The 13,059-nt window shown below is 68.5% G+C and carries 11 protein-coding genes; 7 read left to right on the top strand and 4 right to left on the bottom strand.

What is annotated here, in order from left to right; genetic code table 11:
• The first annotated feature begins 166 nt into the window (after window positions 1-166).
• The gene (locus tag DBV14_RS03820) at window positions 167-874 is read left to right on the top strand and encodes an arylmalonate decarboxylase (RefSeq protein ID WP_124457879.1); all 708 of its coding nucleotides are present in this window, start codon (window positions 167-169) and stop codon (window positions 872-874) included.
• A 14-nt stretch (window positions 875-888) separates the two neighbouring features.
• Here the strand turns inward: DBV14_RS03820 and DBV14_RS03815 are convergent, their stop codons facing one another.
• The 3 genes from DBV14_RS03815 to DBV14_RS03805 are packed head-to-tail and all read right to left on the bottom strand — an operon-like array spanning window position 889 to window position 4,222.
• Window positions 889-2,253, bottom strand: coding sequence for an MmgE/PrpD family protein (locus tag DBV14_RS03815; RefSeq protein WP_124457878.1), 1,365 nt, complete (start codon window positions 2,251-2,253; stop codon window positions 889-891).
• Window positions 2,254-2,261: 8 nt separating this feature from the next.
• On the bottom strand, window positions 2,262-3,425 hold the full coding sequence (locus DBV14_RS03810) for an acyl-CoA dehydrogenase family protein (protein WP_124457877.1): 1,164 nt from the start codon (window positions 3,423-3,425) through the stop codon (window positions 2,262-2,264).
• Window positions 3,426-3,439: 14 nt separating this feature from the next.
• Complete coding sequence (locus DBV14_RS03805) at window positions 3,440-4,222, bottom strand: citryl-CoA lyase (protein ID WP_124457876.1); 783 nt, start codon at window positions 4,220-4,222, stop codon at window positions 3,440-3,442.
• 138 nt (window positions 4,223-4,360) lie between these two features.
• On the opposite strand from DBV14_RS03805, the gene DBV14_RS03800 reads away from it, so the two are divergent.
• The 5 genes from DBV14_RS03800 to DBV14_RS03780 all read left to right on the top strand — a co-directional run bounded on the left by DBV14_RS03800 (window position 4,361) and on the right by DBV14_RS03780 (window position 10,436).
• On the top strand, window positions 4,361-6,694 hold the full coding sequence (locus tag DBV14_RS03800; RefSeq protein ID WP_124457875.1) for an acyl-CoA dehydrogenase: 2,334 nt from the start codon (window positions 4,361-4,363) through the stop codon (window positions 6,692-6,694).
• Window positions 6,695-6,738: 44 nt separating this feature from the next.
• Window positions 6,739-7,728 (top strand): tripartite tricarboxylate transporter substrate binding protein, encoded by a 990-nt coding sequence (locus DBV14_RS03795; RefSeq protein ID WP_124457874.1) that lies wholly within the window; start codon window positions 6,739-6,741, stop codon window positions 7,726-7,728.
• A 3-nt stretch (window positions 7,729-7,731) separates the two neighbouring features.
• Entirely contained in the window at window positions 7,732-9,228 is a 1,497-nt protein-coding gene (locus DBV14_RS03790) for a class I adenylate-forming enzyme family protein (RefSeq protein ID WP_124457873.1), read from the top strand.
• Between the two features lie 115 nt (window positions 9,229-9,343).
• Window positions 9,344-9,523: a DUF3606 domain-containing protein gene (locus DBV14_RS03785; protein ID WP_124457872.1), complete on the top strand. Its 180-nt coding sequence runs from the start codon at window positions 9,344-9,346 to the stop codon at window positions 9,521-9,523.
• A gap of 226 nt (window positions 9,524-9,749) precedes the next feature.
• Complete coding sequence (locus DBV14_RS03780; protein ID WP_124457871.1) at window positions 9,750-10,436, top strand: hypothetical protein; 687 nt, start codon at window positions 9,750-9,752, stop codon at window positions 10,434-10,436.
• Here DBV14_RS03780 and DBV14_RS03775 read toward each other — a convergent pair.
• Window positions 10,373-11,668: a DNA topoisomerase IB gene (locus DBV14_RS03775; protein WP_124457870.1), complete on the bottom strand. Its 1,296-nt coding sequence runs from the start codon at window positions 11,666-11,668 to the stop codon at window positions 10,373-10,375. The genes DBV14_RS03780 and DBV14_RS03775 overlap by 64 nt on opposite strands.
• Before the next feature lie 168 nt (window positions 11,669-11,836).
• On the opposite strand from DBV14_RS03775, the gene DBV14_RS03770 reads away from it, so the two are divergent.
• Window positions 11,837-12,907, top strand: a complete 1,071-nt coding sequence (locus DBV14_RS03770; RefSeq protein WP_124457869.1) for a purine nucleoside permease — start codon at window positions 11,837-11,839, stop codon at window positions 12,905-12,907.
• Window positions 12,908-13,059: the final 152 nt, after the last annotated feature.

Raw genomic sequence — 13,059 nt, 5'->3', positions numbered from 1 at the left:
GGCATCGGGTGCTCCCCGCAGCGAAATAAAGGAGGAGCGAAGCGGGGGACATTCGCGGAGGGGAGTACCCGGTGTCAGTCGCACGCGCCCCGAATGCCCCCGCACCCAAACGCAGAACACAAACGCAGAAAACAAACGCAACACACAACCCACTGGAGCCAAAGAAATGACCACCCCGCATCTGGGCCTGATCGTGCCGCCCGCAGCCGGCGCAGTACCGGTAGACGGTCCGCTGCTCTACGGCGATCGCATCCGCTTCAGCGCGCGTGGCCTCGGCCTTGGAGAGATCTCTACACGCGGCTACACCGAAGTCATCGACTCCGTCATCGGCAAGGCGCTGGAGCTCAAGGCCGAAGGCGTGAGCGCCGTGTCGCTCATGGGCACGTCGCTGAGCTTCTTTCGCGGTGCCGCCTTCAACCGGCAACTCGAGACCGAGATGGCGCGTGCCACCGGCTTGCCGTGCAGCACCATGAGCAACGCCATCGTCGATGGGTTGCGCAGCTTGAACATCCGGCGCGTGGCCGTCGCCACTGCCTATATCGACGAAGTCAACCTGCAACTGCGGCTCTATCTGCAACAGAGCGACTTCGAGCCGCTCGCGCTCGAAGGACTGGCCATCTCCGATGTGCAGAAAGTCGGCACCGTGCCCACGCAGGTGCTCGTCGATCTTTGCGTCAAGGTCTTCGAGGCCCAGCCAGGGGCCGATGGCATCTTGATTTCCTGCGGCGGGCTCGTCACGCTCGACGCGGTGCGCAAGGTCGAGGCGCTGCTCCAGGTGCCCGTGGTTTCCAGCTCGCCTGCGGGCTTCTGGGACCTGGTGCGCAAGGCCGGGCTCGATGCGCGTTCGCCCGGCCATGGACGCCTGTTCGACTGAAGTTTTCCGGTTGGCTAGTTGGCCAGCAGGCGCTCGACTTTCGGCGCATCGGCCAGTTGCCACACGCGCTGGCACAGGGCCTTCGCTTCTTCCGCCGTGGCGCCTTCGCCGTAGTGCGCCAGCCGCTGCATCTTGTCCTCGATCTCGGCACGGCTCAGGCTGTTGCCCGGGTCGCCCTTGGGTTCATCGACCCGGCCCTCCAGCGTGCGGCCATCGGCCGTTTGCACGCTCACCTTGCCGATCCATCGCGCGGGGTAGGCGGTGTCGACTTCGCTGTCGAGCTGCATCGTCACCTTGTCGCGGAAGGCCTCCACCTCGGGCGCGAGAAAGTCGCGGTCGAATTCGCCGAGGCCCGCGCGGCCGTGCACGGCGATCAGGCCCAGCACCGTGCCCATCGAGAACTTGCCCTGGTGCACCGTCGCCGGAACGGTCACGCGGCCCAGCACGTCGATGGCGCCCTGGTGCACGTGTGTCGTCACGCTTGAGACGTCTGACGGCGCGAGCTTGTTCTGCGTCATCACCTGCAGCAGCGCATCGGCGGCGGGGTGCGTGTGGCGGCACGAGGCGTGGTACTTGAATGAAGTCTCGGCCAGCGCCCAGCGCGTGCCGAGCCCGTCGGTGAGCCTGGCCGGATCGGCGTCGCTCGACATGCCCACGCCCAGGCCCTGCGCGCCTTCCAGGATTCGTGCGGCACCCGTGAAGCCGTCTTGCGCCAGGTAGGCCGACATCAAGCCGCTGGCCGCGGCGTGCGCGCAGTGCAGTTGCTTGGAGTCGGCGGCATCGCGCAAGAACTCCCAGACACCGGCCGATTGCGTGCCGGCCGAGCCGAAGGCGTGCAGCATCTGCTGCGGCGTCAGCGCGAGCAGACGCCCCACGGCTGCAGCCGCCGCGAGCGTGCCCGCCGTCGCTGTCGTGTGAAAGGTCTTGTAGTGCGAGCGGCCGAGAAACTCGCCGACGCGGATGCCCACCTCGTAGCCCGCGACCACGGCCGTCAGCAATTGCGCGCCGCTCGCCCCGATGCTCTGCGCCACCGCCAGCGCCGGCGCAATGACCACGGCGGCTGGGTGAAACACCGAGCCGTTGTGCACGTCGTCCTGCTCCACGTAGTGCGAGGCCGCGGCATTGACCAGTGCCGCGAACACCGGCGAGCTGCCGCGGCGCGAGGTCAGTATTTCGCTGGGGCCGTCGGCGGGCCCCATCGTCTGCGCGAAGCGCTCGATGCTGCGCACCGGCCGCGCCGTGCGGGCCGCGAGCACGGAGCCGAGCCAGTCGAGCATCAGGTCTTCGGTACGGCGAAGCACGGGCGTGGGAATGTCCGCGAACTTCAGCTCGGCGGCGAAGGCGGCGAGTGCCTTGCTGGGATGGTTGGATGCGTTCATGGCGGCCTTCAGAACGAGCGGGGCAGGCCGAGCATGTGTTCGGCGACATAACTGAGGATGAGGTTCGTCGAGATCGGCGCGACCTGGTACAGCCGTGTCTCGCGGAACTTGCGCTCGATGTCGTATTCGCAGGCAAAGCCGAAGCCGCCATGGAACTGCAGGCAGGCGTTGGCCGCCTCCCAGCTTGCCTTGGCCGCGAGGTACTTCGCCATGTTGGCCTGCGCGCCGCAAGGCTGGTGCGCATCGAACAGGCGGCAGGCCTCGTAGCGCATCAGGTTGGCCGCTTCGATTTCGATGAAGGCCTCGGCAATCGGAAACTGCACGCCCTGGTTCTGGCCGATGGGCCGGCCGAACACCACGCGCTCCTTGGTGTACGCCGTGACCTTGTCGATGAACCAGTAGCCGTCGCCGATGCATTCGGCCGCGATCAGCGTGCGCTCGGCGTTCAGCCCGTCGAGGATGTACTTGAAGCCCTGGCCCTCTTCGCCGATCAGGTTCTCCGCCGGAATCTCGAGGTTCTCGAAGAACAGCTCGTTGGTCTCGTGGTTCACCATGTTCAAAATCGGCCGCACCGTCATGCCCTTGCCGATGGCCTCGCGCAGGTCGACGATGAAGATCGACATGCCTTCGGACTTCTTCTTCACGTCCGCCAGCGGCGTGGTGCGCGCCAGCAAAATCATCAGGTCCGAATGCTGGATGCGAGAGATCCACACCTTCTGCCCGTTGACGACGTAGCGGTCGCCCTTCTTCACGGCCGTGGTCTTGATCTTGGTGGTGTCGGTGCCGGTGCTGGGCTCGGTCACGCCCATCGACTGCAGGCGCAATTCGCCGGTCGCGATGCGCGGCAGGTACGCGCGCTTCTGTGCTTCGCTGCCGTGGCGCAACAGCGTGCCCATGTTGTACATCTGGCCGTGGCAGGCGCCGGAGTTTCCGCCGCAGCGGTTGATCTCTTCCATGATGACGGAGGCTTCGGTCAGGCCCAGGCCCGAGCCACCGTATTCCTGCGGAATCAGCGCGGCCATCCAGCCGGCCTTGGTGAGCGCGTCGACAAAGTCAGCGGGGTAGCCGCGCGCCTCGTCGATCTTGCGGAAGTACTCGTTGGGAAACTGCGCGCACAGGTCGCGCACGGCGTCGCGAATGTCGGGAAAGCTCTTGTCGTTGGCGTTGTTCATCGTTTGCTGCCCGGTCAGTCGTGGCGGGGGCCGCCGGCTTCTTTTTCGACGCGCTGCCAGATCTCGATGGCCATGGGGTCGTCGATCTCTTCGAGGATGTGGCCCACGAGCCCGATGGCACGCGCCATCACGCCGAAGCCGCGAATGATCTTCCACGGAAAGCCGAACTCGGCGGCAATCGCGCCGATGGCGCCGGTGGCGTTGATCGGCAGCGACTTGCCCGACACGCGCTCGGCTTCTTCCTGCACCGCCTGCATCAGCGCGACGTAGTGGCTGGACAGCCCGTTCTCCGCCGCGATCTGGAACAGGCGCGGTGTGCGCGGGTCGATCGGCTTGTGCAGTGGATGGCCCAGGCCCGGCACGATCTGCTTGCGCGCGCGGTGGTCGGCCACGATGTCTTTCGCCATCTCGGCGAGCGGGCGCGCCGGCTTTTCGCCGAAGGGAATCGCCTCATACAGCATCTTCGCCGCGCCTTCGGTGCTGCCGACGAACACCGTGCCCAGGCCGCACAGGCCGGCCGCCACGGCCGCCTGCAGGGCCTCGGGGGCGCCCGCATAGGTCAGGCGCGCGGCCAGTGCGCTGGGCGTGATGCCGTGCTCGACCAGCGTGACGACGATGGCGTTGAAGGTTACTGATTCTTGCGGCGTCGGGATGCGCCCCGTCAGCTCCAGGAAGGCCATGTCGCCGAGGTTCAGGTGGCCGAGGATCTCGGAGGGCAGGTCACGGCCGCGAACGGTGATCTTGTCGGGCGTGCTGTGGCCGAGCTCGGTGTGCAGGGATTTCTTGATCTTGGTCATGGCCTCGAATCTATGCCTCCCCGCGCGAGGCCGCTCAGTGATTGCGAAACCCTCCCTTCGGCAAATGCAAATGCTCCGCGGCGGGGTCTTCAGGCACGCTGCGTTTCGTCATTGCAACCGAACGAGGCAGGCAGCTGGATGGACACCGAATCACTTGCGGCAGTGCGCGAAGCGGCGCTGGACTACTTTGTCCGAAGCCGGGCCATCGCCCGGCGGCGCGCACGCACCGAACAGCCGGGCATCGACGAGGCACTGGGCTGGCCCGGGATCGTGGCGCTCGGCTGGCCGGGCATGCTGGCGCCCGAATCCGCGGGCGGCCTTGCACTGGGGCTCGACGGTGCGGCGGAAATCTTGCGGGCGGCCGGCGAGCACGTGGCGCCGGAACCGCTGCTCGCGGTGCCGGGCCTCAGCGCGCTGCTGCTGGCACGGCTCGACACGCCAGGCGCGCAGGCCTTGCTGCGCGAACTGGTCGAAGGCCGCAGCCTGCCCGCGCTGGCCTGGCAGGAAAGCGCGGGCGACCTGAGCGCGGTGCCGCTGTCCTGCGGCTGCGAGGCCCAGGCCGGGCATGCGGGCGCCGTGCTGCTGCAGGGCGAAAAACTTATGGTGCTGCCCGGCGCTGCCGCCAGCGGCTGGCTGGTGTCCGCGCGCGGTGACGACGATGCGGTGTTGCTGTGGGTGCCGCGCGGCACCGAGGGCGTGACCGAAACGCCGGTGCCGCTGGTCGATGGCAGCCAGGCCGCCAACCTGCGCTTCGAGCAGGTCGTGCTGCCGCCCGGTGCCGTGCTGGCCCAGGGGCCGCGAGCGCAAGACGCGCTGCGCCATGCGCTCGCGGCCGGCCAGATATTGCAGGCGGCCGAGCTGCTGGGTGCGGGGCAGGCGATGCTGGCGCAGACGCTGGCCTACCTGCGCACGCGCTCGCAATTCGGCAAGGCCATCGGCAGCTTCCAGGCGCTGCAGCACCGCTGCGTCGACATGTTCATTCACCTCGAAGTGGCCCAGGCCACGCTGGACGAAGTGCTGGCCCTGGCCGCGCAGGACGACCTGTCGTGCAACCGGCTCGAAGCCGAGGCCAGCCGTGCGAATGCGCGCTGCACCGCCGCCGCGCTGCAGGCCTCGCGCGCGGCGGTGCAGCTGCATGGTGCCATCGGCTACACGCAGGAGTGCGACCTGAGCCTGTTCTACAAGCGCGTGCTGTGCCTGTCGGCGTGGCTGGGCAATGTCACCGCGCACCAGCGCCGCCATGCCGCGCTCACCGGCGAGGCAGAGATCGGCGCGACCACGGCGGTGGCCTGGACGGGCGAGTTCCCGCGCCACGCGGATTGGTCCGCGATGCCCGAGGCCGATTTCCGCCGCATGGTGCGCGGCTTCCTGCAGCAGCGCTATCCGCAGCAACTGCGCTACCTGTCGCACCGCGCGCGCTGGAGCGAAATGCGCGACTGGTACCTCACGCTGTCGGCGCAAGGCTGGATCGCTCCGGCCTGGCCGCAGGCGCATGGCGGCATGGGCTTGCCGGCCGACAAGCTCATTGCATGGATCGAGGAACTGGAGCAGTACGGCGTGGCGCGCGCGCCCGACCAGGGCATCGTGATGATCGGGCCGCTGCTGATACAGCACGGCACGCCCGAGCAGCAGCAGCGCTTTCTGCCGCGCATCCTGAGCGGCGAGAACGTCTGGTGCCAGGGGTATTCCGAGCCCGGTGCCGGCTCCGACCTTGCGGGCCTGCGCACCGAGGCCCTGCCGGCGCGTGACGCGCAAGGCGAGCACTTCGTCGTCAACGGCCAGAAGATCTGGACCACGCTGGCGCAGGACGCCAACCACATCTTCATGCTGGTGCGCACCGACAAGGACGCGCGCAAGCAGGAGGGCATCAGCTTTCTGCTGTGCGACCTGCGCACGCCGGGCATTACCGTGCGGCCGATCCACACGTTGGCGGGCGAGCCGGAGTTCTGCGAGGTGTTCTTCGACAACGTGCGCGTGCCCGCCGGCAACCTGGTCGGCAAGCTGCATGGCGGCTGGACGATCGCGAAGGCGCTGCTGGGCTTCGAGCGCATTTTTCTCGGCAGCCCCAAGCAGTCGCAGTACGCGCTGGGCCAACTGGCGCGGCTGGCGCAGGCGCGGCGGTTGTTCGCCGACCCGGTGTTCGCGCAGCGCTTCGCCGCGCTGCGGCTCGACGTGGCCGACCTGACCGCCGCCTACACCCGCTTTGCCGACATCGTGCGGGCCGGCAAGCCGCTGCCCGCGTCGGTGTCGCTGCTGAAGATCTGGGCCAGTGAAACCTACCACCGCATTGGCGCGCTGCTGGTCGAGGCCGGGGAAGAGCAGGGCGCCGTGGCCGGCGACCAGCTGCTCGACGGGCAGACCTTCAACGTGCTGTCGCCGCTCATCGGGGCCACGGCCGCAATGATCTACGGCGGCACCAACGAGATACAGCGCAACATCCTCGCGCGGCAAGTGCTCGACTTGCCTGGCTGAGCGATGCGAGCCGCCGAAGAAATACACAACAGGAGACATCGCCCATGACGACACCCACCGACTTCTCGCGCCGCCAGCTGATGGCCGCGCTGGCGGGCAGCGCAGCGCTGGCCGCACTGCCTTCACGCGCCTTCGCGCAGCAGCCGCTGCCGCCGCTCATCAAGCTGGTGGTGGGCTATTCCGCCGGCGGCCCGGTCGATGGGGCCGCGCGCCTGCTCGCGCCCGCGCTGAGCCAGGAGCTGGGCACGCAGGTCATCGTCGACAACCGGCCGGGCGCCAGCGGCTCGCTCGGCGGCGATGCGGTGGCCAAGGCGCCGCCCGATGGCGCCATGCTGTTCTTCGGCGCCAGCCCGACCATCACCATCAACCCGAACGTGCAGCGCCGCATGGCCTTCGACCCGATGAAGGACCTCACGCCGCTCGCGCCGCTGGTGGACTACACCAACGTGCTGGTCATCAACAACGAGCTGCCGGTGCGCAACGTGAGCGAGCTGCTGGCCTATGCGAAGGCGCGGCCGGGCAAGGTGTTCTACGGCTCGGCGGGCGTGGGCGCGTCCAACCACCTGAGCGGCGCGCTGCTGGAAAAAATGACCGGCGTGCAGATGACGCATGTGCCCTACAAGGGCAGTGCGCCGGCGCTGGCCGACGTGATGGGCGGCACCGTGACGATGATGTTCGACATCATCGCCACCTCGAAGCCCTTCATCCAGTCGGGCAAGGTGCGCGCGCTGGCTGTCACCTCGCGCCAGCGCAACCGCATGCTGCCCGACGTGCCGACCATGATCGAGTCGGGCGTGCCCGGCTACGACGTGGGCGGCTGGTTCGGCCTCTACGGCCCCGCGCGCATGGACCCGGCGCTGGTGGCGCGCGTGAATGCGGCGGCGCAGAAGATGCTGGCGCGCGAAGACATCGCGCACCGCCTGCGCGAGCAGGGCTACGACGTCTGGTCGGGCGCGGCCGAGCTGCTCGCGGCCAAGGGCGTGTCCGACCGCAAGCTCTGGGCGAGCGCGTCCAAGGGCATCGAGGCGGAATAGGCGATGCGGCGTATTCATGAGTTGCTGGAGGCGCGCGCGGCGCGCACGCCCGACGCCGTTTTTCTTTTCGAGCACGGCGGCACCACCACCTATGCGGCGCTGCAGGCAATGGCCGACGTGGCCGCGCAAGACCTGCTGGCCGCCGGCGTGCGGCCGACCGACCGGGTGGTGCTGGTGGCCGAGAACTGCGCCGCCCACATCGCGCTGCTCATGGCCTGCAGCCGTGTCGGGGCCTGGTCTTGCGGCGTCAACGCGCGCATGTCGCCGGGCGAAGTCGCGGCCATCGTCGAGCGTGCCGATGCGCGCCTGTGCTGCTTCACGACCGGTGCCTCGGAATCGGCAGCGCAGCATGCGCAACGCGCTGGCGCGGTGCCTGCCACGCTGCCCGGCGTGATGCATTCCGCCGTGCGCGCCGACGCGCGCACCGAGCCCGATGCGGCGCTGGCCGACACCGCCGCCATCATCTTCACGTCGGGCACTTCGGGAACACCCAAGGGCGTGATGGTGTCGCACCGCGGGCTGCTGCATTTCGGCCGCGTGTCGGCCGGCGTGCGCGCACTGGGCGAACACGACCGCGCCTACGCCTTCCTGCCGATGACGCACATCTTCGGCATCGGCACCGTGCTGATGGCCGCGCTGACCGGTGGCGCGTCGCTGGTGCTGCGCGGCACTTTTTCGCCGGCCGACATGCTGCAGGCGCTGGCCAGCGAGCAGGTGTCGAACCTGCTCGGGCCGCCGACCATGTACGCGCGCCTGCTGGCCCACATCGACGCGGCGCACGTGGTGCCGCGCTTTCCGCAACTGCGCTACGTGTACACCGGCTCGGCGCCGCTCGACCCCGCGCTCAAGCAGCGGGTGGAACGCCTGTTCGGGCAGCCGCTGCACTACGGCTACGGCCTGTCGGAGTACGCGGGCTCGGTGTTTCTCACGCGCACCGAATCGCCGCGCACCGACACGGCCGCCGGCCATGCGGTCGAAGGCGGCGAGGCGCGCATCGTTGCTGCCGACGGCACCGATGCCGCGCCGGGCGACACCGGCGAAATCTGGCTGCGCGGCCCGGGACTGATGCTCGGCTACTTCCGCGATGCGGCCGCCACCGCGCAGGTGATGCGCCCCGGTGGCTGGTATGCGTCGGGCGACCTCGGGCGCTTCGGCGAAGACGGCGCGCTGTTCGTGGTCGGTCGGCTGAAGGAAATGATCATCCGCTCGGGCTTCAACGTGTACCCGGCCGAGATCGAGGCGGTGATCGGCCGCTTTGCCGGCGTGCACCTGAGCGCGGTGGTCGGCGTGCCCGAGGCCGATGGCAACGAGCAGATCGTCGCCTTCGTCGAGATGAAGCCCGGCGCCGTGCTCGACGAGGCCGCGTTGCGCGCGCAGCTGGTCGAGCACCTGTCTCCCTACAAGCGGCCGGCCCGCATCGAGGTGATCGACGCCATGCCGACCACCGCCAACGGCAAGCTGCTCAAGCGGGAACTGCAGGCGCGCGCCCGGCAGCCCTGAGGCCATCCGCAACCGGCGGCGCTCGGACTTCTCCTGCACACAGCCGCGCTGCCGTCCTCCAGCCCGTTGCCCGGCGGCGCCGCATGGTGGTGGCTTCAACAAAGGAAACCACACCATGGCCGATGACCTGAGCAAGCGCGGGCCGCAAGATGCCGCCCGCATCAACGTGAACGAAGCGCACGAGGTCCGCTACTGGACCCAGACGCTGGGCGTGACCGAGCAGCAACTGCGCTCGGCCATCGCCGCCGCGGGCGTGGAGGTGAAGGACGTCCGCACCTACCTCGGCAAGCCCTGAACAAGCCCTGTAGCCGAGCCTGAAGCGCGGGCCACGGCCCTCGTAGGCACGTTCCTACATCCGGCGCGGGAGGCGGGCACGATACTCGTGGCCTTGTTCTTCTCTCGCTTCAGGACGTAACCGTGAACGTGCCTTTCATCGATCCCTGCCATGCAGGCCGGCCGGACATTCCGGCCCTTCCAGCGACCGGGCCGGTGACCCTGCCGACACTGGCGGCCATCGCGCGATGAAGGCCTCTCCCGGAGCGCGCAGCTGGATCGCTGCCGGTGTGCGCCACGAACTGCTCACGCGCGCCTTGCCCGCCCTTCGGCACGACATGGCGGCGCCGGTGTCGGTGATCCGCATGGCGCTGCTGATGCTCAAGCGCCAGGTCGCCGCTGCCACCATCGACCCCGCTGCCTGCGAAGAGCGCGTGGCACTCATCGACAACCAGGTGTCGGAGCTGGTGCACGCCATCCGTTCGCTGCGCGACTGGGAACTGGCCACCACCGACGACGGCATCACGCGCAGCGCGCTGGTGGCGCAGTGCGTCGGCCTGATGCGCTCGGCCTTCGACCTGCACGGCGTGATGCTGCAAACCGACGACGCCCTGGCCGCTCAGGAGGGCGAACCGCGCTGGCCCTCGGGCGCCGCCCTGCGCTACCTGTTTCTGGGCGCGCTGGGCTACCTGCACGATGGCGTGGAAGAGGCGGGTGCGATCCGCATCGAGGCCGATGGTGCCGATGCACTGCGCCTGCGCGCCTTGCCGCGCGAGCTTGGCGCCACGCATGCGGTGCTCGATGCGCACCGTGCGCCGCGCGCGCTGGCCATCGACGCCGTGGCGCTGCAGAACCTGGCCGAAGACCTGGGCTACGCCATCGCGCTGGAGCGCGACAGCGTGCGCCTTTCGCTCACCACCGGCACCGGCGGCTGAGGCTTGTTGCCGCGCGGGGTGCGCTTCGCATTCCTCGCGCTTCCATTGTTCGTGCGCCGCTCGCGTGCTTGGGCTTGCCGGTGCGTGCGGAGAAAAGCCAGCAGCCGCCGCTCCGCCGCATACAGCCCGCGCGATGGCCGAGCCGTGCCGCTGCGGCCGGCGATTTTCTCGAACAGCGCCGTGGTGGCTTCGTCGTCATCGGCCGTGAGCGCGCTGCCCAGCGCCAGCACCGCGGGGTGCACATACGCTTTCTTGCAGACCGCCGGCGTGTTGCCCAGCTGCTTGGCAACCACGGCCAGGATGTCCTTGGCGCTGTAGCGCACGCCATCCGCGGCGGTGCGGCCCGGCTCGCAGGCCAGCCGCGTGAGCTCCAGCGCCTGCACCGTGCCGTGCCAGGTGCGGAAGTCCTTGGCGGTGAAGCGTTCGCCTTGCGCGGCTTCGGCGATGTAGTCGTTGACGTCGGTGGACGACACGCCGCGCAGCTCGCCTTCTTCGTCCGCGTACTGAAACAGCGACTGGCCCGGCAACTGCTGGCACTGGCGCACCACCTTCGCCACGCGCGGGTCGTCGAGCCGCGCTTCGTGCATCACGCCGCTCTTGCCCTTGAAGCGCAGCCGCAGCGCCGCGCCCTGCACGGCGGCGTGCCGGTTGCGCAAGGTCGTGAGGCCGTACGAGCCGTTGCTGCTGGCGTACTCCTCGTTGCCGATGCGCAGCAGCGTGGTGTCGAGCAGGCGCACCAGCGCCGCAAGCACCTGGCCGCGGCCGGGCGCGTTCTTGTTGCTGTTGCCATCGCTCTTGTCTTTCCTGTCTTTCTTGTCCATCGGCGGCTGCAGGTCGCGCGCCACGCGGGCGCGGATGCGCGGCAGCGCGAGGGCGAAGGCTTCGAGCCGGTCGAACTTGGTCTCGTCCTTCATCACGCGCCAGTCGGCGTGATAGCGGTACTGCTTGCGCCCGCGTGCGTCGATGCCGGTGGCCTGCAGGTGGCCGTTGGGCAGGGGGCAGATCCACACCTGCGTGTAGGCCGGCGGAATCGCCAGCATGCGGATGCGCGAGATTTCGTCGACGTCGCGCAGCCAGCGGCCCTTGGCATCGCGGTAGCGAAAGCGCTCGCCGTGCTTCAGGCGGCGGATGCCCGGCATGTCGGGGTTCACGTAGACCAGGCCGTTGGCGATGGGCGTGGGTTTCGAGGGCGGCCTGGCGGCGGAAGGGGATGAAGATGTGGTGGCGGGCATGGGCTTTGCATCGGTGCGTTACTTCGCGCTTTTTGCTTTTGCCAGCACCGACAATTGCACCCTGTAGGACGCCGCACGCGTTGGCGGTGCGCGGGGCGCGCATGTTGTTTACCCGGCTGGTTTTTGTTTTTCTCTTTGTCTCTTCTTCTTTTCTACCGAGTCCCAGAAATGTTTTCACGTTGGTCTTTCCCTGTCGGCGCACGCCTGCTGGCGCTGTGCGGTGTCGCACTTCTTGCCACCGCCTGCGCTTCCACCTCGACGACTTCGCCCGCGACGCCTGCTACCGCAACTGCTGCCGTTGCTGTTGCTGCACCCGTCAAGGTCAAGGTGTTCGTCGCCGCCATGTTCGAGATCGGCCAGAACACCGGCGACCGCGCCGGCGAGTTCCAGCACTGGTACGAGCGCTACTGGAAGGGCGCAAAGCCGATGGCCGTGCCCGGCGCGCTGCAGCCCGTGTACTGCAACGCCGACGGCGTGTGCGGTGCCGTGCTGGGCATGGGCAAGGTCAACTCGTCGTCGTCGATGCAGGCCATCTTGCTGAACCCGCAGTTCGATTTCTCGCAGGCCTACTACGTGATCTCGGGCGTGGCCGGCACGCCGCCGTCGCGCGGCACCATCGGCGAAGTGAGCTGGGCCACCTGGCTGGTGGACTACGACCTGGGCCATCGCTGGGCCCCCGAAGAAAACAAGCCTGGCGAGCCGACCTTCATGCCGCGCAAGGGCTACGAGGAGTACCGCCGCTTCAAGATCAACCCCGACCTCGTGGGCTGGGCGATGAAGCTGTCGGCCAACACGCCGCTGAAAGACTCGGAGTCGGCCCGCAAGTACCGCCTGCGCTACCCGGACGCCGCGGCGCGCCGCGCGCCTTTTGTCGGCACGGGCACGCACATGACGGGCGACACGTTCTTCCACGGCCCGGGAATGTCGAAGCAGGCGCAGTACATCGCGAAGCTGTACGGCGCGGACGACTACGTGATCACCGAGATGGAAGCGGCGGCGATCACGTTGGTGATCAAGCGCACGCATGGGACGGACCGGGTGATGAGCCTGCGCGGGGCGGTGAATTTCGACCAGGGCAGTCCGAAGGAAACGACGTTGCAGCATCTTGACCCGGCGCCGGGCGAGACGGCGGGCGGTTTTGCCGAGACGGTGGAGAACATCGAACTTGTCGGCAGCCGGGTGGTCGACCATATCGTGACGAACTGGCCGCAGTGGCAGGGCGGCGTGCCCAAGCTCTGAGATCGTTTTCGCGGCTCTGTTCGGGGTCGGGAACGGGTTCGGGAGCGGGGGCATTCGGGGCGCGTGCGACTGACACCGGGTACTCCCCTCCGCGAATGTCCCCCGCTTCGCTCCTCCTTTATTTCGCTGCGGGGAGCACCCGATGCCATTCG

It is taken from the genome of Variovorax sp. KBW07, assembly GCF_003852515.1.
Lineage (GTDB): Bacteria > Pseudomonadota > Gammaproteobacteria > Burkholderiales > Burkholderiaceae_C > Variovorax.
Note: the sequence above shows the minus strand (reverse complement) of the source record. Positions and strands in the feature narration are given on the sequence as shown.